This is a genomic window from Pseudarthrobacter sp. SSS035 (assembly GCF_023273875.1).
GTDB lineage: Bacteria > Actinomycetota > Actinomycetes > Actinomycetales > Micrococcaceae > Arthrobacter.
On the sequence record NZ_CP096882.1, the window covers coordinates 2,094,871 to 2,118,954 of the forward strand.

21 protein-coding genes and 3 rRNA genes are annotated in these 24,084 nt (G+C 62.5%); 19 read left to right on the top strand and 5 right to left on the bottom strand.

The genetic code is table 11. The annotated features are described in order from the left end of the window. The first annotated feature begins 88 nt into the window (after nt 1-88). The 5 genes from MUN23_RS09625 (at nt 89) to MUN23_RS09645 (ending at nt 5,281) form a co-directional block, all read left to right on the top strand. Entirely contained in the window at nt 89-1,180 is a 1,092-nt protein-coding gene (locus MUN23_RS09625; RefSeq protein WP_248763580.1) for an iron-siderophore ABC transporter substrate-binding protein, read from the top strand. A gap of 10 nt (nt 1,181-1,190) precedes the next feature. Next, nucleotides 1,191-2,321: an iron ABC transporter permease gene (locus MUN23_RS09630; RefSeq protein ID WP_248763581.1), complete on the top strand. Its 1,131-nt coding sequence runs from the start codon at nt 1,191-1,193 to the stop codon at nt 2,319-2,321. Nucleotides 2,322-2,443: 122 nt separating this feature from the next. Continuing rightward, nucleotides 2,444-3,427 (top strand): iron chelate uptake ABC transporter family permease subunit, encoded by a 984-nt coding sequence (locus tag MUN23_RS09635; RefSeq protein ID WP_248764043.1) that lies wholly within the window; start codon nt 2,444-2,446, stop codon nt 3,425-3,427. Nucleotide 3,428: 1 nt separating this feature from the next. Continuing rightward, nucleotides 3,429-4,244, top strand: coding sequence for an ABC transporter ATP-binding protein (locus tag MUN23_RS09640; protein ID WP_248763582.1), 816 nt, complete (start codon nt 3,429-3,431; stop codon nt 4,242-4,244). Continuing rightward, entirely contained in the window at nt 4,241-5,281 is a 1,041-nt protein-coding gene (locus MUN23_RS09645) for a siderophore-interacting protein (protein ID WP_248763583.1), read from the top strand. Before MUN23_RS09640 ends, MUN23_RS09645 begins: the two co-directional genes overlap by 4 nt. Nucleotides 5,282-5,417: 136 nt before the next feature. Here the strand turns inward: MUN23_RS09645 and MUN23_RS09650 are convergent, their stop codons facing one another. Next, entirely contained in the window at nt 5,418-6,155 is a 738-nt protein-coding gene (locus tag MUN23_RS09650) for a glycoside hydrolase family 16 protein (RefSeq protein ID WP_248763584.1), read from the bottom strand. Between the two features lie 602 nt (nt 6,156-6,757). On the opposite strand from MUN23_RS09650, the gene MUN23_RS09655 reads away from it, so the two are divergent. From MUN23_RS09655 to MUN23_RS09675, 5 genes are all read left to right on the top strand, one after another. After that, a complete protein-coding gene (locus MUN23_RS09655; protein ID WP_248763585.1) occupies nt 6,758-7,621 on the top strand; it encodes an SGNH/GDSL hydrolase family protein in 864 nt (287 codons plus the stop codon). 221 nt (nt 7,622-7,842) lie between these two features. Continuing rightward, nucleotides 7,843-8,934: an extracellular solute-binding protein gene (locus tag MUN23_RS09660; RefSeq protein WP_248763586.1), complete on the top strand. Its 1,092-nt coding sequence runs from the start codon at nt 7,843-7,845 to the stop codon at nt 8,932-8,934. 1 nt (nt 8,935) lies between these two features. Then, a complete protein-coding gene (locus tag MUN23_RS09665; RefSeq protein ID WP_248763587.1) occupies nt 8,936-9,820 on the top strand; it encodes an ABC transporter permease in 885 nt (294 codons plus the stop codon). Further along, the gene (locus tag MUN23_RS09670) at nt 9,807-10,634 is read left to right on the top strand and encodes an ABC transporter permease (protein ID WP_248763588.1); all 828 of its coding nucleotides are present in this window, start codon (nt 9,807-9,809) and stop codon (nt 10,632-10,634) included. Before MUN23_RS09665 ends, MUN23_RS09670 begins: the two co-directional genes overlap by 14 nt. A gap of 9 nt (nt 10,635-10,643) precedes the next feature. Further along, nucleotides 10,644-11,765 carry an ABC transporter ATP-binding protein gene (locus MUN23_RS09675; RefSeq protein ID WP_248763589.1) on the top strand — a complete coding sequence of 374 codons (1,122 nt, stop codon included), beginning with the start codon at nt 10,644-10,646 and terminating at the stop codon, nt 11,763-11,765. Between the two features lie 67 nt (nt 11,766-11,832). On the opposite strand, the gene MUN23_RS09680 is transcribed toward MUN23_RS09675, so the two are convergent. Continuing rightward, on the bottom strand, nt 11,833-12,120 hold the full coding sequence (locus tag MUN23_RS09680; protein WP_248763590.1) for a YciI family protein: 288 nt from the start codon (nt 12,118-12,120) through the stop codon (nt 11,833-11,835). 80 nt (nt 12,121-12,200) lie between these two features. On the opposite strand from MUN23_RS09680, the gene MUN23_RS09685 reads away from it, so the two are divergent. The 9 genes from MUN23_RS09685 to rrf all read left to right on the top strand — a co-directional run bounded on the left by MUN23_RS09685 (nt 12,201) and on the right by rrf (nt 20,778). Next, entirely contained in the window at nt 12,201-12,692 is a 492-nt protein-coding gene (locus MUN23_RS09685) for a MarR family winged helix-turn-helix transcriptional regulator (protein ID WP_056342119.1), read from the top strand. A gap of 75 nt (nt 12,693-12,767) precedes the next feature. Continuing rightward, nucleotides 12,768-13,529 (top strand): SGNH/GDSL hydrolase family protein, encoded by a 762-nt coding sequence (locus MUN23_RS09690; protein WP_248763591.1) that lies wholly within the window; start codon nt 12,768-12,770, stop codon nt 13,527-13,529. A gap of 253 nt (nt 13,530-13,782) precedes the next feature. Next, nucleotides 13,783-14,019, top strand: coding sequence for a 50S ribosomal protein L28 (gene rpmB / locus MUN23_RS09695; protein WP_056342125.1), 237 nt, complete (start codon nt 13,783-13,785; stop codon nt 14,017-14,019). Further along, a complete protein-coding gene (gene rpmG / locus MUN23_RS09700) occupies nt 14,019-14,186 on the top strand; it encodes a 50S ribosomal protein L33 (protein ID WP_013602737.1) in 168 nt (55 codons plus the stop codon). The genes rpmB and rpmG overlap by 1 nt, the downstream gene beginning before the upstream one ends. A gap of 4 nt (nt 14,187-14,190) precedes the next feature. Next, nucleotides 14,191-14,496 carry a 30S ribosomal protein S14 gene (gene rpsN, locus MUN23_RS09705; protein WP_026266887.1) on the top strand — a complete coding sequence of 102 codons (306 nt, stop codon included), beginning with the start codon at nt 14,191-14,193 and terminating at the stop codon, nt 14,494-14,496. 722 nt (nt 14,497-15,218) lie between these two features. Beyond that, nucleotides 15,219-16,744 (top strand): 16S ribosomal RNA (locus tag MUN23_RS09710). 61 nt (nt 16,745-16,805) lie between these two features. Next, nucleotides 16,806-17,270 (top strand): hypothetical protein, encoded by a 465-nt coding sequence (locus MUN23_RS09715; protein WP_248761709.1) that lies wholly within the window; start codon nt 16,806-16,808, stop codon nt 17,268-17,270. A 22-nt stretch (nt 17,271-17,292) separates the two neighbouring features. Then, nucleotides 17,293-20,428 (top strand): 23S ribosomal RNA (locus tag MUN23_RS09720). Between the two features lie 233 nt (nt 20,429-20,661). Beyond that, nucleotides 20,662-20,778, top strand: a 5S ribosomal RNA gene (gene rrf, locus MUN23_RS09725). The 16S, 23S and 5S rRNA genes sit together here, the layout of an rRNA operon. 432 nt (nt 20,779-21,210) lie before the next feature. On the opposite strand, the gene MUN23_RS09730 is transcribed toward rrf, so the two are convergent. The 3 genes from MUN23_RS09730 to istA all read right to left on the bottom strand — a co-directional run bounded on the left by MUN23_RS09730 (nt 21,211) and on the right by istA (nt 24,046). Next, on the bottom strand, nt 21,211-21,552 hold the full coding sequence (locus MUN23_RS09730) for a YciI family protein (protein ID WP_248763592.1): 342 nt from the start codon (nt 21,550-21,552) through the stop codon (nt 21,211-21,213). Nucleotides 21,553-22,046: 494 nt separating this feature from the next. Continuing rightward, a complete protein-coding gene (gene istB, locus MUN23_RS09735; RefSeq protein WP_248763593.1) occupies nt 22,047-22,805 on the bottom strand; it encodes an IS21-like element helper ATPase IstB in 759 nt (252 codons plus the stop codon). Then, nucleotides 22,802-24,046: an IS21 family transposase gene (gene istA / locus MUN23_RS09740; RefSeq protein ID WP_248763594.1), complete on the bottom strand. Its 1,245-nt coding sequence runs from the start codon at nt 24,044-24,046 to the stop codon at nt 22,802-22,804. The genes istB and istA overlap by 4 nt, the downstream gene beginning before the upstream one ends. Nucleotides 24,047-24,084: the final 38 nt, after the last annotated feature.

Consider the following 24,084-nt stretch of genomic DNA (forward strand, 5'->3'; position numbering starts at 1 on the left):
TGATCAATTACGCAATACAAAGCTTTTCTAATTACGGGCAGGCTAGGCTACCCTTACTTAGGTTCGCATCATTCACCTAAGGAGTTCCGTGACTTCCCCCCTCTTCTCCGGCCCGAGCGCCACCCGCCGCACGCTGTTCAAGTCAGCCGGCAAGGCAACGGCCGTTCTGGCCGCCGCGGCACTCACACTGTCCGCCTGCTCCACGGGCCCCGTGTCCTCCACATCGGACGCCAGCACCTCCAGCTCCAGCAGCTCGCAGTTCCCGGTCACCATCAAGCACGCCTTCGGTGAAACCACCGTCAAGGAACAGCCCAAGCGCGTAGTCACCGTTTCCTGGGTCAACGACGACGTTGCCCTTGCCCTCGGCGTTGTTCCGGTGGGCGTCCCCAAGAACGAATGGGGCGGCAACGAGCAGGGCTCCACACCGTGGAAGGACGCAGCACTGAAGGAACTCGGCGCGGGCTTCGGTTCCGACAAGGCCCCGGTCCAGTTCTCCGAGGCTGACGGCATCAACTTCACCGAGATCGCCAAGCTCACCCCGGACGTCATCCTGGCCGCCTACTCGGGCCTTACCGAAGAGGACTACAAAAAGCTCAGCGAGATCGCCCCCGTGGTGGCGCACCCCGAGGTTGCCTACGGAACCTCATGGCAGGATTCAACCTCCATCATCGGCAAGGCCCTGGGCAAGGAGGCTGAGGCTACCAAGCTCATCGCCGATACTGAGGCCACCGTAAAGACGGAAGCTGCCAAGTACCCGCAGATCGCCGGCAAGAGCTTCGTCTACGGTTACACCGATCCCGCAGACCTCACTGCCACGGGCTTCTACACCGCCAATGACAACCGTCCGAAGTTCCTCTCAGCTGTCGGGATGAAGCTGGCCCCGGTCGCCGAGAAGGCTTCAGCCGGCTCCAAGGACTTTTTCGTGACGTGGGCCGCCGAGAAAGCCAACGAACTTGAGGCCGATATCTTCCTGAGCTCGGTCGAGGATGCCGCCACCGCCGAGGCCGTCAAGAGCGACCCCCTGCTGGGCCAGATTCCGGCCATCAAGAACGGCGCATTCGTTGCCGACGCGGACAAGAGCCTGGTCCTGGCAATCTCGGCCTCCTCGCCGCTGAGCCTGCCGTGGGCGCTGGACACGTTCCTCCCGCAGCTCGCCACCGCCGCGGATGCAGTGAAGTAAGCACCGCTCCATGACGGAAAGTACGACGGCGGCACCCGCCGGACAGCGCGAACGGACACTTGGGGCCCCGATCGGGTCGCAACGAGGGCCCCAAGTGTCCGTTCGCGCCGGTCGATCGGGTCGATTGGCTAGCGCCGGCGGGACGCCCAGAACCACGCAGCTTGCCTGGCTGCTGGCCGCCGTCGTCGTACTTTCTTTGTTAGCCGCCGCTTCCCTGGCCATCGGCGCCCGGGGCCTTTCCCTGACCACCGTGTGGCAGGCGCTCACCCAGTTCGACGCCGCCAACGGGGACCACGCCGTGGTCCACGCACGCATCCCGCGCACCGTCCTCGGCATCCTCGTTGGCGGCGCCCTGGGCCTGGCCGGCGCCGCCATGCAGGGCGTTGCCCGCAATCCGCTGGCAGATCCAGGCATCATGGGTGTCAATGCCGGCGCCGCGCTGGCCGTGGTGACCGGCATCTATCTTTTCGGCGTCACCTCCCTCAGCGGCTACATCTGGTTCGCTTTCATTGGCGCCGGAGCCGCCGCCGTCGTGGTTTACCTCATCGCATCCATGGGCAGGGACGGTGCGACGCCGGTCAAGCTCGCCCTCGCCGGCGCCGCGCTCAGCGCCGGGCTCTATTCCCTGATGAGCGTCATTCTCGTCTCCAGCCAGGACACCCTGGACCGCTTCCGTTTCTGGCAGGTGGGCGGAATCTCCGGCCGCGACTGGGCCGTGGTGCTTCCGGGCCTCCCGTTCCTGGCCGTCGGGGCACTTATTATTCTGGGCACCGGCCGCATCCTCAACAGCCTCGCGCTGGGTGATGACATTGCCCGCGGCCTGGGCCAGCGTGTGGGCCTGAGCCGGGGAGTCACCGCCCTGGGCATCGTGCTGCTGTGCGGCTCCGCGACGGCATTGGCAGGGCCCATCGGCTTTGTTGGCCTGGTCATTCCGCACGCGGTCCGCTCACTCACCGGCCCCGACTACCGCTGGATCCTGCCGTTCTCCCTGGTCCTCGCGCCGGCACTTTTGCTCGGCGCGGACATCATCGGCCGCGTTGTGCTGCTTCCCGGCGAGGTCCCGGCCGGCATCATGACCGCACTCGTGGGTGCGCCCGTCTTCGTCTGGCTCATCCGCCGTGGCAAGGGGGCCGGCCTGTGAACCTCGTCGAAACCAAACCCCCCGTTGACCTATCACTTCCGGTTGCCAAAACCGGGTCTAAACGACCAAAACTGATAGCGCAACATTGGCGGACCACCGCCCTGGCCCTCGCCGTTCTGGTTATGTTCGCCATCTACGTGCTCCTGGGCAGCTACACCGTGACCATCCCGGACTTCTTCAAGATCCTCATCGGACACCTGACCGGCGGCGAGAAAATCCCCGGCGCAAGCTTCATCGTTATGGAGAACAAGCTGCCCCGGGCCGTCATCGGCGTGATGATCGGCGCCGCGTTCGGCCTCTCCGGCGGCCTGTTCCAGACCATGCTCCGCAACCCGCTGGCCAGCCCCGACGTGATCGGCATCAGCTACGGAGCCAGCGCGGCCGCGGTCACCGCCATCGTGATCTTCGGCGCCACCGGTCCGGCCGTATCCGGAGCGGCGCTAGGCGGCGCGCTGGGCATCGCAGCGCTGATCTACGCCATCTCCCGCGGACCGTCACTGGGCTCAGGCGGCGGCAACCGGGGGAACGCCGCGGGCAGCCGGCTGATTCTGGCCGGTGTGGGCATCGCCGCCGCCCTCCACGCGGTGGTCAACTTCATGATGACCCGCGCGGACATCCGCACGGCAGCCGACGCACTCGTCTGGCTCAACGGCTCCCTCAACTCCGCCAACTGGGACCGGGCGGGCCTGCTCTCCTTGGCGCTGTTGGTTCTGGTCCCCGCGGTCATCGCCCTTGCCGGGCCGCTGCGCATCCTGGAACTCGGCGACGACGCCGCGGCCGGGCTGGGCATCCGCGTCGGGTTCACGCGCCTCGCCGTGGTGGTCACCGCCGTCGCACTCGCCGCGGTGGCGACGGCGGCCGCCGGGCCTGTCTCGTTCGTCGCCTTCCTGGCCGGCCCCATCGCGCGGCGCTTCACCCGTAAAGCCAGCCTCCCGGCGTCGGCCCTGGTGGGTGCGCTGATTGTCCTCACGGCCGACTACGTCGCGGCCAACCTCGCCCCCTTGCTGCTGGACGGCACCGTGCTGCCCGTCGGTGTTATCACCGGCGCGCTCGGTGCCCCGTTCCTGCTGTGGCTTCTGGTCACGGCCAACCGAAAGGATGCCTGACATGGCTGTTCTCAGCGCCCAGGACCTCACCCTCAAATACGACCAGCGCTGCGTGGTGGACGGCCTCACGGCGGAAATCCCCGAGGGTAAGGTGACCATGATCGTGGGCGCCAACGCGTGCGGCAAGTCCACGCTCCTCCGCGGCCTGTCCCGCCTCCTCAAACCCGCAGCCGGCGTGGTTACGCTGGACGGCAAGGACATCCACGCCCGCCCGGCCCGTGAACTGGCGCGCACCCTGGGCCTCCTCCCGCAGCACCCCACCGCACCGGACGGCATCGCTGTCCGCGACCTCGTGGGCCGCGGCCGGTATCCGCACCAGGGCTTCTTCCGCAGCTGGAGCACCGAGGACGACGCCGCCGTGCAGCGCGCGCTCGAAGCGACGGAAACGCTGGAACTCGCTGAGCGGAACGTCGATGAACTGTCCGGCGGCCAGCGGCAGCGTGTCTGGATCGCCATGGCGCTCGCCCAGGAAACCGACGTGCTCCTGCTGGACGAACCCACCACATATCTGGACCTGGCGCACCAGGTGGAAGTCCTGGACCTGGTCACGGACCTGAACCGCAAGCGCGGCACCACCGTGGCCATCGTCCTCCACGACCTGAACCTCGCGGCACGCTACGCGGACCATGTCATCGCCATGAAGGGCGGCGAGATCGTGGCCCTGGGTGACCCCATAACTGTTGTCACCGAAAAGCTGGTCCGCGACGTTTTCGGCCTTGAGTCCCGGGTGATTCCCGATCCGGTCTCGGGCACACCCCTGATCATCCCCATCGGCCGCCACCACACCGCCGCAACCGAACTGGAGCTCGTTTCATGAAGACCCGCGACATCGCCGCCACCGAGCCCATGACCCTGGCTTTCGAGGTGACGGTTTCCTCGGTGCAGGAGCTGAGCCCCAACTTCCGCCGGATCACCTTCGGCGGGTATTCGCTGCGTGACTTCGGCGTTAACGGCGACACCCTCGACCTGCGGATCAAGCTGATGATCCCATCCCTGGCGTCCGACGGCACAAAGCTGCCGCTGCCGGTCTTCGAAATGGCGCAGGCCGGCTGGTACCAGGAATGGCTGGCCATGGACCCAGCGGTCCGCGGCTCGATGCGCACGTACACGGTCCGCCAGTCCCGGCTCGATGCCGTTTATCCCGAAATTGACGTTGACTTTGTGATGCACTTCGACGCCGACGGCCACGGCGGTCCCGCCGCGAACTGGGCCCAGAACGCCCAGCCGGGCGACGCCATCACTATCATCGGCCCCAACAACCGCGCCGCCCACTGTGTCACGGCCGAGATCTACTCCGGCATCGAGTGGCGGCCGGGTATGGCCCAGCGTGTCCTGCTAGCCGGCGACGAAACCGCCATCCCGGCCATCTCCGCGATCCTCGAAAACCTGCCGTCCTACATGAGCGGCCATGCCTTCCTGGAAGTACCGGAGGCCGGTGACTTCCTCGATCTCAAGACAGCCGCCGACGTCGACATCACCTGGCTTGCCCGGGGTGCCGCGATCGGCCGCTCACGCCCGCACGGCGAACTGCTGCAGCAGGCAGTGCGCACTTCAGTTCCCGTTCCCGGCTGGGTGGGCATCAAAGCGTCCGACGCCGGTGCGGGCCCGGAGCCCGAAGACGTCAATGTGGACGTGGACATCCTCTGGGAGACGCCCGCACGGATGGAGACAGCTGAAATCGAGGCCACCAAGAACCCCGCCATGCCGGCCGGTGCCATGCCTTTCTACGCGTGGATCGCCGGTGAGGCCGCCGTTATCAAGGACATGCGGCGGTACCTGGTCCGGGACGTGGGGATCGACCGGAAGCAGGTTGCCTTCATGGGGTACTGGCGCCAGGGTAAGGCCGAGGTCTAGCCGAGCGCTTCTGGACCTTCCCCTGCCACCGGGATCTTGATGAATCATCACCTTAACGAACCACGGTCGTTGCCACTCCCGAAAGTCAGGGTGTTGCAACGACCGCTGGAACTCGCCAGGTCCTGGTGGGTTTTTCTTACTTGTAGACGCGGACCCAGTCGACCTGCATCTGCGAGGGCTTGGTGGCGGAGCCGTCCGGGAACCAATCCAGCTGCAATGTCTGCTTCATTACGGTAGAGGGCTGGTGCGCCGGGTTCGTGTCAGTGAAGGTCTTTACTCCGTCGACGTATCCGCTGATGCCGGCCGGGGTCCACTCCACCGCGTAGTTGTGCCACTGTGTGCCATCGACGGGCGTCGCCGCTGTGGTCTGGAAATCCGCTCCACCACAGGCGTAGTGCAGGAAGAACCTCATCACGGAGGTGACTGAGCTGCCCTCGGCATAATCGATCTCGGCACAGTTCGGGGCAGCGTTGTTGTTAAGGATCAGGACCGGGTGGTATTTCGGGTCCCGTGAATTGGTTTTCATGCGCGTTTCCCAGCGACCATACTTTTGTTCCGCGAACTTTGCCGACATGCCGCCCGTGGTGCCGGCTGCGTCTCCGCTAACGGTGGCCACGCCGTTGGCAACCGACCAAGCCTGGGGACTGCGCAGGCCTTTGCCGGCATGCCCTGCACTGTTGTAGACACTCCATTTGGTCCGGTCCGGTGCGCCGGTGTTGGAGAATTCGTCGCCCGTCAGGACCGGGCCCCAACCGAAGGCGGTAGCTGCCTGGGCACCGTCACCCGTCGTGGCGAGAGCCTGGCCGGCTGCGGGCCCCGGCTGGGCCGGGGCCGGGGCCGCGGCCAGCGCAGGCGCCGGGGGGACAGCTGCCACCGGGGTTTCCGCCGCCGAAGCTGGGGTCTGGCCGCTGCTCGAAGCCGTGGGCGCCGGAGACGCTGCGGCTGAAGACGCCGAGGCTGAGGCAGTTGGGGCTGGAGTGGCAGGTGCGGACGCGCGGCCAGCCGAGGATGGGGCAGACGCCCCATTGGTCGTAGGGGCTAGGCCGCATCCTGTCAGGGACAAAGCACCCATGGTGGTTATGATGGCTATTTTCTTGAACAAGATACCTCCGGGCTAGGACTGGAAGAAACTACTGATGCACTTGAGACGATGACGAGTGCGGAAAGCATCCTGGGGCCCCTTGGCAGGGCCGGAGCTAGCAGGCGCCGAAGGGGCGCGTCGGGGGTCCAGTGATCGGGCGCCCGGGGCCCTGCATTGGGGCCAGCCGCCAACGTTACCTGATCGTGACCATAGGTCGCAAAAATGTGACAAAGGCTGAGCAGCTGCCGATGATCAGAGGCGGCGGCCTGATGGACACGCCTAGCACCCGGCACTCCAAACGCGCCCCCGCACGCTGCCCCTGGGTCGCAACCCTTCTGCACAGCCTGTTGCTGTCCGTTTACCTTGGCGTTTCTTTGGCCGGTTACTTTCAGTGGATGGGTTCTAATCCTTTACTCTCGGACCGTGAGGGCCGGCGGGTGTTTGTCGCTTTGGGGGACTCGTTTACAGAAGGTGTTGGGGACCGGGATGAGCGGCTGCCCAACGGCGTCCGGGGGTGGGCTGACCGGGTGGCGGAGAAACTGGCCAAGGCTGAGCCGGGGTGGGAATATGCCAACCTGGCCATCAGGAGCAAGCGCCTGCGTCACGTCATCACCGAGCAGCTGGAACCGGCGCTGGCCATGAAGCCCACGCTGATCACGCTGTACGCCGGCGGAAACGACATCCTGGACATCGGCACGGACATGGCTGCCCTGATGGACGAGTACGAGGACCTCGTGGCGCGACTGGCCGGGACCGGGGCCACGGTGGTCCTGTTCACCGGCTTCGACGTCAAAGTCTCGGCCGTTCTGGAGCTGCTGAAGAAGCGGAACACGGTCTACAACCAGCGCGTCCGCGAGATCTCTGTCAAATACGGGACGGTCCTGGTGGATTACTGGTGCCTGGACGCCTTCCATGACCGGCGGATGTGGGACTCGGACCGCCTCCACATGTCCAAGGCGGGCCACAAGTACCTCGCCGGGCAGGTGCTGGATCAGCTGGGGGTGCCCCACAAAATCCGGCTCAAGGACTGGGACCCGCCGGAGCGGCTCAGCCTCCGGGAGTGGGAACAGCGGCAGCGGCGTTGGGTTAACGACTGGGTGCTGCCGCTTTTTGGCCGCAAAATCAGGGGCGTCACCCTCGGGGATGCACTGGCGCCGCGCTGGCCGGAACCCGTCAAGGTGCCGCGGAAGCGCGGGCTGAAGAAGCTGATGGACCGGGACGCGGTGCTCAAGAACAGCCCGAAAGCAAGTGGTTTGTAAACAGCTGTTGACTTGTGTGCAACATCACAGATACTGTTGCGGCACTGACGACGACTCAACGCGTCAGCTCTAGTCCGCTCAGCGCTGTGTGGGCCGTTCGGGGCGTGAACCGCCGCCGTCGGGATGCCAGCGTGAACGCGGAATCCCCAACCTGCCCCTTCGGCACACGGCGTCCTTTGGCGTGCGCCGGGCGGGCCCCAGCCTTGAGAGGCACCACCGCGATGACTGACAGTTCCCTTCATTTTGACCGCAGGAAACTCCTGAAAGCAGCAGCGTTGACCCCATTTGCAGGCCTGGCACTGTCCGGCTGCGGGGCAAAGCCCGCCGATAGCGCGGCAGCCAACAAGACAGTCACGGTCACCTCCTACGGCGGCTCCTACAATGACCAGCTGACCCAGACGATTCTGGACCCCTTCTCCAAGCAATCGGGGATCCAAACCACGCTGCTGGCCAACACCAGCCTGGCCGCGCTCAAGGCCCAGGTGCAGTCCGGGGACGTGCAGTGGGACCTCGTGGAAATCACCGCCCCGGAGTACGAAACGGCCGTGGCAGAAGGCCTCCTGGAGCCGTTCGACTACGACATCATCAGCGACAAGGGCCTGCCCGGCTACGCCAAGGCGGAGTATGGCATCAAGTACCTGAGCTTCCTGTTTGTGATGGCCTGGGACCAGAAGGCCATCCCCGATGCGCAGGCCCCCAAGGACTGGGCGCAGTTTTTCGACCAGGGCAAGTACGATACCAAGCGCTCGGTCTACAACCAGCTCTCGGACAGCTCCGTGCTGGAGGCCGCACTCCTGGCCGACGGCGTGCCGTTCGACCAGATCTACCCGCTCGACGTCGACCGGGCCCTGCGCGTGCTGGGCCACCACCCCGGCAAGGATCGCCTGCTTTACCACGCGGCCAACCAGGAGCCCATCCAGCAGCTCACCTCGGGCGAGGTCTCGCTGTCCACGAGCTTCAACAACCGCATCAACGCGGCCCGCAACGACGGCGCCAAGCTGAACTTCAGCGCGGAAAACGCGGTGCTTGCCGGCGACTACTTCGTGGTGCCGAAGGGGGCCAAGAACAAGGAAGCCGCCTTCAAACTGATGAACTTCATGTCCAACGACGCCGAGGCCGGCGCCGCCTTCGACACGGTCACCAACCTGACCCTGGCCAACACTCCGGCGCTGTCCAAGCTGCCCAAGGAGGTCGCAGACACCCTGCCCACCAGCCCGAGCCTGGCCGGCAAGATCCTGGTCCGTGACGACAAGTGGTGGTCGGAGAACCTGAAGAAGACCGAGCAGCAGTTCAAGCTGTGGCAGGCCAGCTGACATGAGCAACGCAACCTTGCAACGCGCGCGTCCGGCGGGACGCGCCCCGGCACCGGAGCAGGAGAAACCCCGACGGCGGCGCACCATGTGGTGGCTGCTGCTGGCCCCGATCCTGGCCTTCGACGTCGTACTGTTCCTCAGCCCGCTGGGCAAACTGGTGGGCTCGAGCTTCACCGGCAACGCCTACCAACGCGTCCTCGAAGACCCGCTGGTGGTCCGTTCCCTGATCAACACCCTGAGCATCAGCCTGGCATCCACCGTCGTCACCGTGGTCCTGGGCTACGTCATTGCCCTGGTGCTGTGGCGCTCCGGCACGGTGACCCGCGTGATCCTGTTCGCCGTGGTGCTGCTGCCCTTCTGGACCGGTATCCTGGTGAAGAACTTCGCGTGGGCCGTGCTACTCCAGGACAACGGCATCGTGAACTCCTTCCTCCAGACGGTGGGCCTCACCGATGCTCCCATTGAGCTGCTGCACAACCGGCTGGCAGTGATCATCGGCATGGTTCACTGCCTGCTCCCGTATGCGGTGTTCCCGATTTTCTCCTCGCTGACCTCCATCGATGACCGGCTTGCCCTGGCGGCGCGGTCGCTCGGGGCCAAGGAAGCCTCAATCTTCCGCCGGATCACCCTGCCGCTCAGCACGCCGGGCATCTCCGCGGCAGGCTTGCTCGTGTTCATCATCAGCACCGGATTCTTCATCACCCCGGTGGTCATGGGCGGACCCGGCGACATGATGATCGCCAACCAGATCGACTACTACGCGCGACAGCTCACCGACTTCTCCGGGGCCGCGGCCCTGGCCGTAATCCTGACAGTGCTGGTCAGCATCCTCGTTGCCATCTACCAGCGAGTGCTCAAGGCGGGAGGCCAACATGCAGACAACTAATCCCCGGCAGCGACTGCTGACGCTGCTTTCCATTCCGGTGTTCCTGTTCCTGGTGGTCCCGACGGCGATCGTGGTGCCTGTTGCCCTTAACGACAGCCGCTACATCACGTTCCCGCCCGAAGGAATCTCGTTCGCCGCCGTCGCGGGCTTCTTCGCTGACAAGGCTTGGACCTCGGCCCTGACGGCCAGCCTCCAATCTGCAGCGATCGCCGTCGTGATCGGTGTGCTTCTCGGCGCGACCGCGGCGATCGGCCTGCACGGACGCAAGTTCCCGGGCCAGCAGGCTGTCGTCGGGCTGATCCTGGCGCCGATGATCGTCCCCACCGTGGTGCTGGCGCTGGCGTTCTACCAGTTCTTCATCTCCCTCGGCGTGCTGGGCAGCATCCTCCCCATCGGCCTGGCGCATGCCGTCATCGCCACCCCGTACGTGTACCTGACCACGCGTGCCAGCCTTGCCGGACTGAACCCGGCGCTGGTCAATTCGGCGCAGAGCCTGGGCGCCGGATGGCTGTCCGTGTTCCGGCACGTCTATCTGCCGGTCATCCTGCCCGGGCTGGTTTCCGGGGCGCTGTTCGCCTTCTCGGTCTCCATCGACGAGACCGTGATGTCGCTGTTCATGCAGTCGCCCAGCGCCACCACCCTGCCCGTGAAGATGTTCACTGACATCCAGTTCAACCTGACCCCCAAGATCGCGGTGTCCTCGGCTCTGTTGGTCACCGTGGCCACCCTGGGGCTGTTGTTCCAGGTCATGTTCGTTCTCAAACGGCGTTCCACCGCCAGGATGCTGCCGCTGGCCGTGTCCGCACCAAACTAAGGAAGGCCCATGACTACTTCAGTGATTTCCGCAGCAGCAAGCACCAGGACGACGGCGTCCGCGCAGGGTTCCATTGAACTCCGGCAGGTCCGTAAGACGTACGGCGACGTGGTTGCCGTCGACGAACTGGACCTGGTGGTGGAACCCGGCGAATTCGTCACCCTGCTGGGACCGAGCGGATCCGGCAAGACCACCACCATGATGATGGTTGCCGGCTTCGAGGAGCACACCTCCGGGAGCGTCCTGATCGACGGCAAGCCCGTGGATTCGCTCCCGCCCCGGGACCGGAACCTGGGCGTCGTGTTCCAGAACTACGCCCTCTTCCCGCACATGAGCGCCCGCGAAAACGTGGAGTTCGCGCTCCGGATGCGCAAGGTGCCCAAGGCCGAACGGCGACAACGCGCCGATAGCGCGCTGGAACGCGTGGGCCTGGGCAAGATGGGCGACCGCAAGCCCCGCCAGCTCTCCGGCGGGCAGCAGCAGCGCGTGGCCCTGGCCCGCTCCCTGGTGTTCAACCCGGCGGCCCTGCTCCTCGACGAGCCCATGGCTGCCCTCGACAAGCGGCTCCGCGAACACATGCAGGAAGAAATCAAGACGCTGCAGAAGAGCCTGGGCATCTCCGTCCTTTTCGTCACGCACGACCAGGACGAGGCCATGGCCATGTCGGACCGGATCGTGGTCATGAAGGACGGCAGGATCGTCCAGTCGGGCCCGCCCGAAGAGGTCTACAACCACCCGCTCACGGACTGGGTGGCCAGCTTCCTGGGTGACACAAACCTCATCCCGTGCACCGTCCTGGAACGCAAGGACGGCGAGGCGCTGGTTGACCTCGGCGGCCTGGGCCTGGGCAGGGTTCGCGACCGCGGTGTCACCGGCGAGAAATACGCCGTGTCCATCCGCCCCGAAAACCTCAAGTTCAGCTCCGAGGCAAGCACGGACAACTGCGGCAAGGCGACGCTGGTCTCCTCGACCAACCTGGGCGCCACGGTGCGCCACCGCCTGACGGCCGGCGGCCACGAGCTCCAGGTGCGCGAACTCAGCTCAGATGCGACGGGTCGGCCCGCGCCAGTCGCGGAGCTGTTCGTGACCTGGGAACCGGACAAGGCGCAGCTGCTGGTTCTGGAGCAGTAGGTGCTTCCGGGGAACTGCCGGGGATGCCGGGCAGTTCCCCGGAGCCTGCTGGGCAGGGGCCAGGGGCCTAGGTGTCAAGCAGGTTTTCGTAACCCTCCGCCACGGTCGTGGCGGTGAATTCGATAACTTCGAACTCGGCCACGCCGTTGCTGTAGAAAGGGTCCTTGGCCAACGCAGCATCCAGTGTGATTCGGTCGGCCTTGGACAACAGCACACCGCCCACCGCGGGAACCAGGCGTCCGGACGCAAGGAACACGCCGTCGTCGAACGCCTGCTTAACCCACGCCATATGCGCAGGGCGGTGATAGTCCACGATGTCTTCGGGCACCTTGTAGGTCAGCGATACAACAAACATAAAGTCAGCCTACCCGGCTGGGTCCACGGGAACGTGCGTCACTTGAACGCTCAACCACGCTCTGCTTCTAGAATGGACGCATGACCGAACCGCGCTGGCTCAACGCCGACGAACGCCGTGCCTGGCTGGCACTCCTGAGCATCAACACGCTGCTGCCGGCTGCCCTGGACAACCAGCTCCACACCGCCGGCAAGGTGTCCCTGTTCGATTACAACGTCATGGCCATGCTGTCCGAAGCCGAGGGCCGCTTCCTGCCGATGAGCCAGCTGGCCGCCCGTACGAGTTCGTCGCTGTCCCGGCTCTCGCATGTTGTTGCCAAACTGGAGAAGCGCGGATGGCTGGAGCGGCGTCCGCACCCGCGCGATGCCCGGGTCACCACCGCTCACCTGTCCGACGTCGGGATGGCCACTTTGGAGGCGCTTGCACCGGGGCACGTGGAGGCGGTGCGCACCAAGTTCCTGGACGCCCTGACGGAACGCGACGTCAATGACCTCGCCCGCATCGGCGAAAAGATCGTGGCCCGGCTGGACGATGACCACTGGATCCTCCGCGAGACCGAAAGCCGGCCATAAGCCCTCGCCCTGCTGGACACCGTCCGGACAGGCTCCGCCTTGGTTGCTCCCGGCAACAGATGAAAGACTGATGCCATGGACTTTTCGACCCGGTATGTAGCGCTCGGCGATTCCTTCACGGAAGGGGTCGGGGATGACGATCCCAGCCGCCCCAACGGCGTTCGCGGCTGGGCGGATCGCGTGGCGGAGCAGCTGGGCACGGCGGATCCCGGCTTCGGCTACGCCAACCTGGCCATCCGCGGCAGGAAGCTCCGCCAGATCATGGCGGAACAGGTGGACGCCGCCGTCGACCTTAACCCCACGCTGGTGACCATTTACGCAGGTGCCAACGACATTCTGCGGCCCAAGATCGACATCGACGATCTGCTGGCGGAGTACGACGCCGGCATCCGCAAGCTGGCGGCCACCGGCGCCACAGTGGTGATGTTCACCGGCTTCGACGCGCGCGGCTCGAAGGTCTTCAGCACTATGCGCGGCCGCACCGCCATCTACAACGAACTGGTCCGCGGAATTGCCGGGGACCATGGAGCGCTGCTGGTGGATTACTGGCGCTTCAACGAGTACTACGACTGGGGCATGTGGGCCCAGGACCGGATGCACATGTCCGCTGCCGGGCACGCCAACATGGCCAAACGCGTCCTCACCGTCCTGGAGCACGACCACTCGATCGAAGTCCCGCCCATGACCCCCGTGCCCGAACTGAACCGGGCCGAAGCCCTCCGCGCCAACGCCCGCTGGGTCCGCGAATTCGCCGGCCCGTGGGTGGTCCGCCGCGTCACGGGCAAGTCCTCGGGTGACGGACTGGAGCCCAAGTACGCCCAGCTCACGCGCCTCTGAGGCAACGCCCCCTTATACACCGTCCGAGCACGGATTGGTCTTTAATTGCGTGAACTCGTAGACTTGGTGAGCGCTAAGTGCGCGGAGCGTGCGCAATTGCTCCGGTGGCCCGGTAATTTTCTCCAGGGTAGCCGGTAGTTAGGGGCTCAAGTTGCGCTACTAACCGTTCACCCTGATCACTTTGGGTCGCACTTAGCCGCATGATCCTGCAGCAGATATGCGGATCATTACATTCAATTCTTGAGGAGAAGTCATGGCAGCACACTGCCAAGTGACCGGAGCCGAGCCGGGCTTTGGGCACAGCATTTCGCACTCGCACCGTCGCAACAAGCGTCGGTTCGATCCGAACATCCAGAAGAAGCGCTACTGGGTTCCGTCCCTGCGCCGTAATGTCACGCTGCAGCTTTCTGCAAAGGGCATCAAGACCATCGACGTACGCGGCATCGACGTAGTCGTCGCCGCCATCCTTGCTCGGGGAGTGAAGCTCTAATGGCTAAGGACAAGGACGTACGTCCGATCATCAAGCTCAAGTCGACTGCGGGCACGGGTTACACCTACGTGACGCGGAAGAACCGTCGTAACGACCCGGACCGCATGGTTCTGAAGAAGTACGATCCCAAGATCCGTCAGCACGTCGAATTCCGAGAGGAGCGCTAAACACATGGCTAAGAAGTCAATGATCGCAAAGAACGAACAGCGTAAAGTCATCGTTGAGCGTTACGCTGCAAAGCGCCTCGAACTGAAGAAGGCTCTGGTTGACCCCAACTCGACCGACGAAGTTCGCGAAGCAGCACGCCTCGGCCTGCAGAAGCTTCCCCGCAACGCGTCGCCCGTCCGTCTGCGTAACCGCGACATCATCGACGGCCGTCCCCGCGGTACCTTCCAGAAGTTCGGTATCTCCCGTGTTCGCTTCCGCGACATGGCTCACCGTGGTGAGCTCCCGGGCATCACCAAGTCTTCCTGGTAATTCAGTACCGCTGATTCCAACTGCTTGAGAAGGGCCGGCAACCATTTGGTTGCCGGCCCTTCTGCGTTTAAGGCTTGCGGTGATTGAGCCCCCGGGTTGATCGCGCTCTCCCGTTGATCGAGCCTCGTCTGGTGATCCAGCTTGTCGAGGTCCCGCGCAGTGTTGGCCCTTGTGCCGCAGCACACAGAACTCACGTACGACGGCGGCGCCCGAATTTGCGTGCCGATGCCGGCTTTGGGCCCGGAATGGCGGGGTTGGGGCCCCTTCCAGGGGTGGATTTGCGGTGGGGGTTGGGTGGGTGTATTGTTTTCTAAGTCGCCGCGAGGGGAACAGCGAAGAGCTGGTTACCGCGGGCGGCCAAACCCCCTAATTCAAGACCAAATGTTGGTTGTTCTTTTGAGCGCCTTTGTTTGGTGGGGATGTGTTTTCTGCTGGTGCGGGTCCTGGAATATGGATTTGCATCGGGGCGGGAAACCGGGTAAGTTTGAAAAGTTGCTCCGGAGCGATCCACGGCCGATTGGTTGTGGTGGTGCCGGGTGTGTCTGTTGTTTGAGAACTCAATAGTGTGCCAAGTTTGTTGATACCAATTTATTGTATTGAATTGGTTGAATTGACTGGATCCGCCACCCCGTGGTGTGGTCTGGTTTTTACAGCTGGTTTCAAATTTTGTGCAGCCATTTTATCCTGTTATTTCCGGGGTTGGTGGTTGTGTCTGTTTTACTTCAACGGAGAGTTTGATCCTGGCTCAGGATGAACGCTGGCGGCGTGCTTAACACATGCAAGTCGAACGATGACCCGGTGCTTGCACCGGTGATTAGTGGCGAACGGGTGAGTAACACGTGAGTAACCTGCCCTTAACTCTGGGATAAGCCTGGGAAACTGGGTCTAATACCGGATATGACTCCTCATCGCATGGTGGGGGGTGGAAAGCTTTATTGTGGTTTTGGATGGACTCGCGGCCTATCAGCTTGTTGGTGAGGTAATGGCTCACCAAGGCGACGACGGGTAGCCGGCCTGAGAGGGTGACCGGCCACACTGGGACTGAGACACGGCCCAGACTCCTACGGGAGGCAGCAGTGGGGAATATTGCACAATGGGCGAAAGCCTGATGCAGCGACGCCGCGTGAGGGATGACGGCCTTCGGGTTGTAAACCTCTTTCAGTAGGGAAGAAGCGAAAGTGACGGTACCTGCAGAAGAAGCGCCGGCTAACTACGTGCCAGCAGCCGCGGTAATACGTAGGGCGCAAGCGTTATCCGGAATTATTGGGCGTAAAGAGCTCGTAGGCGGTTTGTCGCGTCTGCCGTGAAAGTCCGGGGCTCAACTCCGGATCTGCGGTGGGTACGGGCAGACTAGAGTGATGTAGGGGAGACTGGAATTCCTGGTGTAGCGGTGAAATGCGCAGATATCAGGAGGAACACCGATGGCGAAGGCAGGTCTCTGGGCATTAACTGACGCTGAGGAGCGAAAGCATGGGGAGCGAACAGGATTAGATACCCTGGTAGTCCATGCCGTAAACGTTGGGCACTAGGTGTGGGGGACATTCCACGTTTTCCGCGCCGTAGCTAACGCATTAAGTGCCCCGCCTGGGGAGTACGGCCGCAAGGCTAAAACTCAAAGGAATTGACGGGGGCCCGCACAAGCGGCGGAGCATGCGGATTAATTCGATGCAACGCGAAGAACCTTACCAAGGCTTGACATGAACCGGAAATACCTGGAAACAGGTGCCCCGCTTGCGGTCGGTTTACAGGTGGTGCATGGTTGTCGTCAGCTCGTGTCGTGAGATGTTGGGTTAAGTCCCGCAACGAGCGCAACCCTCGTTCTATGTTGCCAGCGCGTTATGGCGGGGACTCATAGGAGACTGCCGGGGTCAACTCGGAGGAAGGTGGGGACGACGTCAAATCATCATGCCCCTTATGTCTTGGGCTTCACGCATGCTACAATGGCCGGTACAAAGGGTTGCGATACTGTGAGGTGGAGCTAATCCCAAAAAGCCGGTCTCAGTTCGGATTGGGGTCTGCAACTCGACCCCATGAAGTCGGAGTCGCTAGTAATCGCAGATCAGCAACGCTGCGGTGAATACGTTCCCGGGCCTTGTACACACCGCCCGTCAAGTCACGAAAGTTGGTAACACCCGAAGCCGGTGGCCTAACCCCTTGTGGGAGGGAGCTGTCGAAGGTGGGACTGGCGATTGGGACTAAGTCGTAACAAGGTAGCCGTACCGGAAGGTGCGGCTGGATCACCTCCTTTCTAAGGAGCACCTACGGATTGTTCATGCCATGTATGTGGTGTGGGGGTTTGTCAGGAGTATATGCCCGTTGCGCAGACGATTGTTCTGCGGCGGGTGCTCAAGGGTGGAATATCAACGAATAGGTGCCTGGTGGCACATGCCGGCAGCGAGTACGGATTCCTTCGGGGGTCCTGGAAAGCGGCGGGGATGGGTTGTTGGGTAGTGTTTGGCACACTGTTGGGTCCTGAGGCAACAGGGCCGGGAGGATGGGCTGCAGCTTACGGGTTGTGGTGTGTTTTGTCGGGTTTGTTTGTTTCTGGTTTCCTGGCTGCATCGATCATGCGCGTTTGGTTCTCCTTTTGTGGGGTGCTGGTGTGTGGGGTGTGTGGTTTGGGGTTGTTGTTTGAGAACTACATAGTGGACGCGAGCATCTTTTATAAGAAGCAATTTCCAAGAATTATGAACCTGGATCTGTCCGGGCGTCTGTTGCTGTGGCCTTCGGGTTGTGGTGGTGGTGTCCGGGTGGTTTTCGTGGTTCTCTCGTAAATTAGTTTTTTTGATCTTTTGTGGTCAAGTTTTTAAGAGCACACGGTGGATGCCTTGGCATTAGGAGCCGAAGAAGGACGTAGGAATCTGCGATAAGCCTGGGGGAGTCGATAACCGGACTGTGATCCCAGGGTGTCCGAATGGGGAAACCCCGCCAGGGGCGCGAGCTGCCTGGTGACCCGCATCTGAACACATAGGGTGCGTGGAGGGAACGCGGGGAAGTGAAACATCTCAGTACCCGCAGGAAGAGAAAACAATAGTGATTCCGTCAGTAGTGGCGAGCGAACGCGGATCAGGCTAAACCGTTCCATGTGTGATAGCCGGCGGGCGTTGCATGGTCGGGGTTGTGGGACTTTCCATACCAGTTCTGCCGGACTGGTGAGGTGTGATGTGCAGGCATAGGTGAACGGTCTTGAAAGGCCGGCCAGAGAGGGTGTGAGCCCCGTAACCGAAATGTTTTGTGCCGCCTGGAGAGTATCCCAAGTAGCACGGGGCCCGAGAAATCCCGTGTGAATCTGTCAGGACCACCTGATAAGCCTAAATACTCCCTAATGACCGATAGCGGACCAGTACCGTGAGGGAAAGGTGAAAAGTACCCCGGGAGGGGAGTGAAACAGTACCTGAAACCGTGTGCTTACAATCCGTCGGAGCAACCTTGTAGTTGTGACGGCGTGCCTTTTGAAGAATGAGCCTGCGAGTTAGTGTTACGTCGCGAGGTTAACCCGTGTGGGGAAGCCGTAGCGAAAGCGAGTCTGAATAGGGCGTTGCAGTGGCGTGATCTAGACCCGAAGCGAAGTGATCTACCCATGGCCAGGTTGAAGCGACGGTAAGACGTCGTGGAGGACCGAACCCACTTCAGTTGAAAATGGAGGGGATGAGCTGTGGGTAGGGGTGAAAGGCCAATCAAACTTCGTGATAGCTGGTTCTCCCCGAAATGCATTTAGGTGCAGCGTTGCGTGTTTCTTGCTGGAGGTAGAGCTACTGGATGGCTAATGGGCCCTACAAGGTTACTGACGTCAGCCAAACTCCGAATGCCGGTAAGTGAGAGCGCAGCAGTGAGACTGTGGGGGATAAGCTTCATAGTCGAGAGGGAAACAGCCCAGACCACCAACTAAGGCCCCTAAGCGTGTGCTAAGTGGGAAAGGATGTGGAGTTGCGAAGACAACCAGGAGGTTGGCTTAGAAGCAGCCATCCTTAAAAGAGTGCGTAATAGCTCACTGGTCAAGTGATTCCGCGCCGACAATGTAGCGGGGCTCAAGTACACCGCCGAAGTTGTGGATTTCAGATATTAGCTAAGCCGCCCCTTGTGGGTTGGTTCAGGCGTCTGGAGTGGTAGGGGAGCGTCGTGTGGGCAGTGAAGTCGCGGTGTAAACCAGCGGTGGAGCCTACACGAGTGAGAATGCAGGCATGAGTAGCGAAAGACGGGTGAGAAACCCGTCCGCCGAATGATCAAGGGTTCCAGGGTCAAGCTAATCTGCCCTGGGTAAGTCGGGACCTAAGGCGAGGCCGACAGGCGTAGTCGATGGACAACGGGTTGATATTCCCGTACCGGCGAAAAACCGTCCATGTTGAACAGGGGATACTAACCGCCCGATGCCTGCCCGCCCACCCTTCGGGGTGATGTGGGTTTTGGTGGAGCGCGGGACCTGATCCTGGGAGGCAAGCGTATTAACAGGTGTGACGCAGGAAGGTAGCCAAGCCGGGCGATGGTTGTCCCGGTCTAAGGATGTAGGGCGAACGGTAGGCAAATCCGCCGTTCATGATGCCTGAGATCTGATGGGACCCCCTCACGGGGGGATTTGGTGATCCTATGCTGCCGAGAAAAGCATCGACGCGAGGTTTTAGCCGCCCGTACCCCAAACCGACACAGGTGATCAGGTAGAGAATACTAAGGCGATCGAGAGAATTATGGTTAAGGAACTCGGCAAAATGCCCCCGTAACTTCGGGAGAAGGGGGGCCCCAACCTTGAACACCACTTGCTGGTGGGAGGGGATCGGGGCCGCAGAGACCAGGGGGAAGCGACTGTTTACTAAAAACACAGGTCCGTGCGAAGTCGCAAGACGATGTATACGGACTGACTCCTGCCCGGTGCTGGAAGGTTAAGAGGACCGGTTAGCCTTACGGCGAAGCTGAGAATTCAAGCCCCAGTAAACGGCGGTGGTAACTATAACCATCCTAAGGTAGCGAAATTCCTTGTCGGGTAAGTTCCGACCTGCACGAATGGAGTAACGACTTCCCCGCTGTCTCAACCATAAACTCGGCGAAATTGCAGTACGAGTAAAGATGCTCGTTACGCGCAGCAGGACGGAAAGACCCCGAGACCTTTACTATAGTTTGGTATTGGTGTTCGGAGTGGCTTGTGTAGGATAGGTGGGAGACGTTGAAGCCCGGACGCCAGTTCGGGTGGAGTCATCGTTGAAATACCACTCTGGTCACTTTGGACATCTAACTTCGGCCCGTAATCCGGGTCAGGGACAGTGCCTGATGGGTAGTTTAACTGGGGCGGTTGCCTCCTAAAAAGTAACGGAGGCGCCCAAAGGTTCCCTCAGCCTGGTTGGCAATCAGGTGTCGAGTGTAAGTGCACAAGGGAGCTTGACTGTGAGAGAGACATCTCGAGCAGGGACGAAAGTCGGGACTAGTGATCCGGCGGTACATTGTGGAATGGCCGTCGCTCAACGGATAAAAGGTACCTCGGGGATAACAGGCTGATCTTGCCCAAGAGTCCATATCGACGGCATGGTTTGGCACCTCGATGTCGGCTCGTCGCATCCTGGGGCTGGAGTAGGTCCCAAGGGTTGGGCTGTTCGCCCATTAAAGCGGTACGCGAGCTGGGTTTAGAACGTCGTGAGACAGTTCGGTCCCTATCCGCTGCGCGCGCAGGAAATTTGAGAAGGGCTGTCCTTAGTACGAGAGGACCGGGACGGACGAACCTCTGGTGTGTCAGTTGTACTGCCAAGTGCACCGCTGATTAGCTACGTTCGGATGGGATAACCGCTGAAAGCATCTAAGCGGGAAGCTCGCTTCGAGATGAGATTTCCATACACCTTGTGTGTGAGAGGCCCCCAGCCAGACCACTGGGTTGATAGGCCGGATGTGGAAGCGAGGACTAACGACTCGTGAAGCTGACCGGTACTAATAGGCCGATAACTTACACCACACACCACCCCGTAAACCTATTCAAAAGAGGTTTACACCCAGGGGTGGTACGAAGATAACAAGACTGCTTGCGTCCACTATGTGGTTCCCAAACAACAAACCCGACACCGGCTTGTTGCAGGGAACAAAAACACAACACAATAACAACACCACACCTGCCTTAACCGGCAGGAAGCATGTTGTAACCACAGATTTCCCACCCCACGGCACAGCCAACGGGTGCGGAGCAAGGGTTACGGCGGTCATAGCGTGGGGGAAACGCCCGGTCCCATTCCGAACCCGGAAGCTAAGACCCACAGCGCCGATGGTACTGCACCCGGGAGGGTGTGGGAGAGTAGGTCACCGCCGGAACATCATTACGGTCGAGAGCCCCCCAACCACCAGGTTGGGGGGCTCTCCCATTTAACACACAAACCCCACACCCCGACCGAAAACACGGCACCACCCCCGCACACACCCCGGCCCGGCACCCCACCGAAAACCCGGGACGCTCTCTCACTTAATGCAGTGAATTTGGACACCCGAAGGTCACATTATCAACGGCGGTCGGCCAGCGCTGGTGCATCAACAACGACCCTCGGGTCGAATATGTCTTCCCGTTGCCGCGGCACGTTCCCTGGCGAGTTCCTCAAAGAGCCTTGCCCGCTGACCTGCCGGCCCGCATCTGTCTGAATTCCCGGTCGTATACTAAGCGCCGACATCCCTCGGCCGCCCTTTGCGCTGGTGCACGCCTCTCACCATGGGCCCCTGACGCACGAACGGCTCTGGCTGACGTCGCCCTCGTCAGCTTGCCGGGTCGTACAGGAACTGCCGGACCTCTTGCGAGCAGCGGCAGGCGACGGCGATCTTCGCGGCCCATTCAAGTGCCGCCTCCCGCGAGGGTAGCTCGAGAACGGTGTAGCCGCCGTTGGGCACCTTGTGGCCTGGGTACGTGCCCTCGGTGACGGTGCCGTCACCGGCCACGAGCACCGGGTCAACGTCCTCATCAATCCCGCCGCCGAAGACGTACACCCCCGCCGCCTTGGCCTCGTCGATGACGGCATGCGAGGCTTCGACTACCGCCTCGAAGTCCTCCTCGGGGAACACCATGGCTTCACCGGGGAACGAGATCAGGTACTTCGTCATTCGAGGACTCCTCTGCTCCGGCGGCGCCAACCGACGGTCTCTTCTCTGCGGCACCGCTCTGGTGCCCAGACCGATTATGGCTCCGGCGCCCGACATATGGTCAAGGTATGCGTCGCGACCGACCCGCTGAAACTGTTCGGGCGGTACCGTCTGGGAGCACGTTCTTAAGCGTGCGCCCGCGAAGAACGGTCAGCCATGGATCACTTCGACACGATCGTGATCGGCGACCTGAGCGTGGCGCAGGCTACTTCGACCAGGCCCACTTCGGCCACGAGTTCCGGGCCTTCACCGGCTCACGCCGACCCGGTACGTCGAAGTCAGGCGGCGGTTCCTGCGGGAACATCCCGGCCACGCGCTGGACGGTTGGCCGCTGCCGGCCGATTGAATTCTTACAGGAGCGACAACTCACGACTTGCTAACATGGGGGCATGTTAACGCCAACCGAAAATGGGGCCATTAGTGCCAATTGAAAACGGGGCCACGAGGTTGTGGTTCTATTGTGCCGTACTGGCGTCGGGTTGGTGTTTTTTGAGCCGGTAGCTGTTGCCTTTGAGGCTGATGACCTCGGCGTGGTGGACGATCCGGTCGATCATGGCCGAGGCGATGGTCAGGTCTCCGAAGACGTCACCCCAGCGGGCAAACGGGAGGTTCGACGTCAGGATCATGGACGCATGTTCGTAGCGGCTGGAGACGAGCTGGAAGAACAGGTTCGCCGCGTCCTGATCGAACGGGATATAGCCGACTTCGTCGACCACCAGGAGACTGTAGCGGCGGAGTTTGACCAGTTCCTGGGCGAGTTTCCCGCGGGAGTGCGCCTCCTGGAGCCGGGCGACCCAGCCAGTGGCGGAGTCGAAGAGAACCCGGTGCCCGGCCTTGGCTGCCTTGATGCCAATGCCGACCGCGAGATGGGTTTTGCCCGTGCCGGGAGGTCCGAGCAGGACCACGTTTTTGGCCTCAGAGAGGAACACCCCGGTGCCCAGATGCGCGATGAGGTTCCGGTCCGCGGAGGGCTGATGGTCGAAGTTGAACTCTTCGAGATCCTTGTGGGCCGGGAACCTCGCGGCCTTGATCCGCGTCGCCGCTCCCGAAGCTTCACGTTCGGAGACTTCCCGGGAGAGGACCGCGGCCAAGTACTCCTCATGGGACCAGCCGGCGTCCCGGGCCTGGTCCCCGAGCCGGCGGAACCCATCACTGATCCGCGGTGCGCGCAGGGCCCGGGCGTAGTACTCGATCTGTGACGGTGTCCCGCTCATGAGGCCACCTCCAGGACCAGATCCGGCTGCGGGCCGAGGTCGATGCCGAAGATCTCGTCGTAGGCGGCCAGATCCCGCACCTGGACCGCTTCTTCGGGTTCGGGGCGGTGGACTCTTTGGGTCCGGAAGTCCCGGCGCATCACCGCAGCGCGGGCCACATGGACCGGATCAGTCAGGACCAGATGCCGGGCCCACGCACGGACGTGCGTGGCAATGATGACACCCTCGTGCGTGACCCACACGGTGTCCAGATCAGCGACGACGTCCACGATCCGCCCAATGAATGAAGGGTCCACGGAATAGTCGTTGGAGAACACCCGCACGTAGTAATCCCGCGGCAGGCGCACCGCGTTCCGGAACACCGACTCCGGGGACACCGGCGGCAGCTCCCGCATCCTCTCCCGGTCCAGGACGATCAGCTCGTCCGGGCGGCCGTGGCGGGACCGCGAATACCGGTGATTGGCCTTGGGCAGCCAGTCCTCCAGCTGGCCGTTGAAGTCCGCCGGGGAGCGGAAGTCCCGGCCCGGCATGAAGCGTTGCCGGAAGAACCTGTTCATCCGCTCGACCATGCCCTTGGACTCCGGATCCCGCGGCGGAAGCAGCTTGATCTCCAACCCCAAAGACCCGGCGAACGCGGCCACCGGCTCCGTCGGTTTGCGCCTGCCAATGCCGGACTCGTTGTCCCACAACAGCCGCGACGGAACCGCCTGCGCGTCCTGCAGCAGCGTCCACATTCCGCCCAAAAGATCCGGCGTCGTCCGCGACGGCAGCATCCGTGCCTGGATGAATCCCGAGAACGCTGAAGTCATCACCAGCACCGGGGGCGTGTCGTTCTGGCCCTCACCGACGGGCAGCGGCTCGTGCGGGAACCAGAGATCGCACTGGACCTGGAACCCCGGCTCGTGGACCAGGCGGTCGGCCGGGTCCGGCGGCGCGTATTCCGGCCGGATCGCGGCGACCTTCGCCCGGAACAGTGACGCGGAACCTGACCAGCCCACCCGCTCCGCCAGCGTCGCGGCCGGCATCGTCGGCGTCTTCACCAAAAGCTCCCGCACCCTGGGAGCAAACGCATCAAAACTCGATACCCCGGCCGCCCGCTGATACTTCGGTGCCCGGTCCGACTCCAGCGCACGCTCCACCGTTCCGCGGGAAACCCCCACGATCCTGCCGATCTCACGCTTCGAGTGCTTGCCTGTCGAAAACAGGTGGCGTATCTCCGCCCAATCATCCAAATTGATCACCTTCCATAATGGTCGGTGGCCCTGTTTTCAAATGGCAG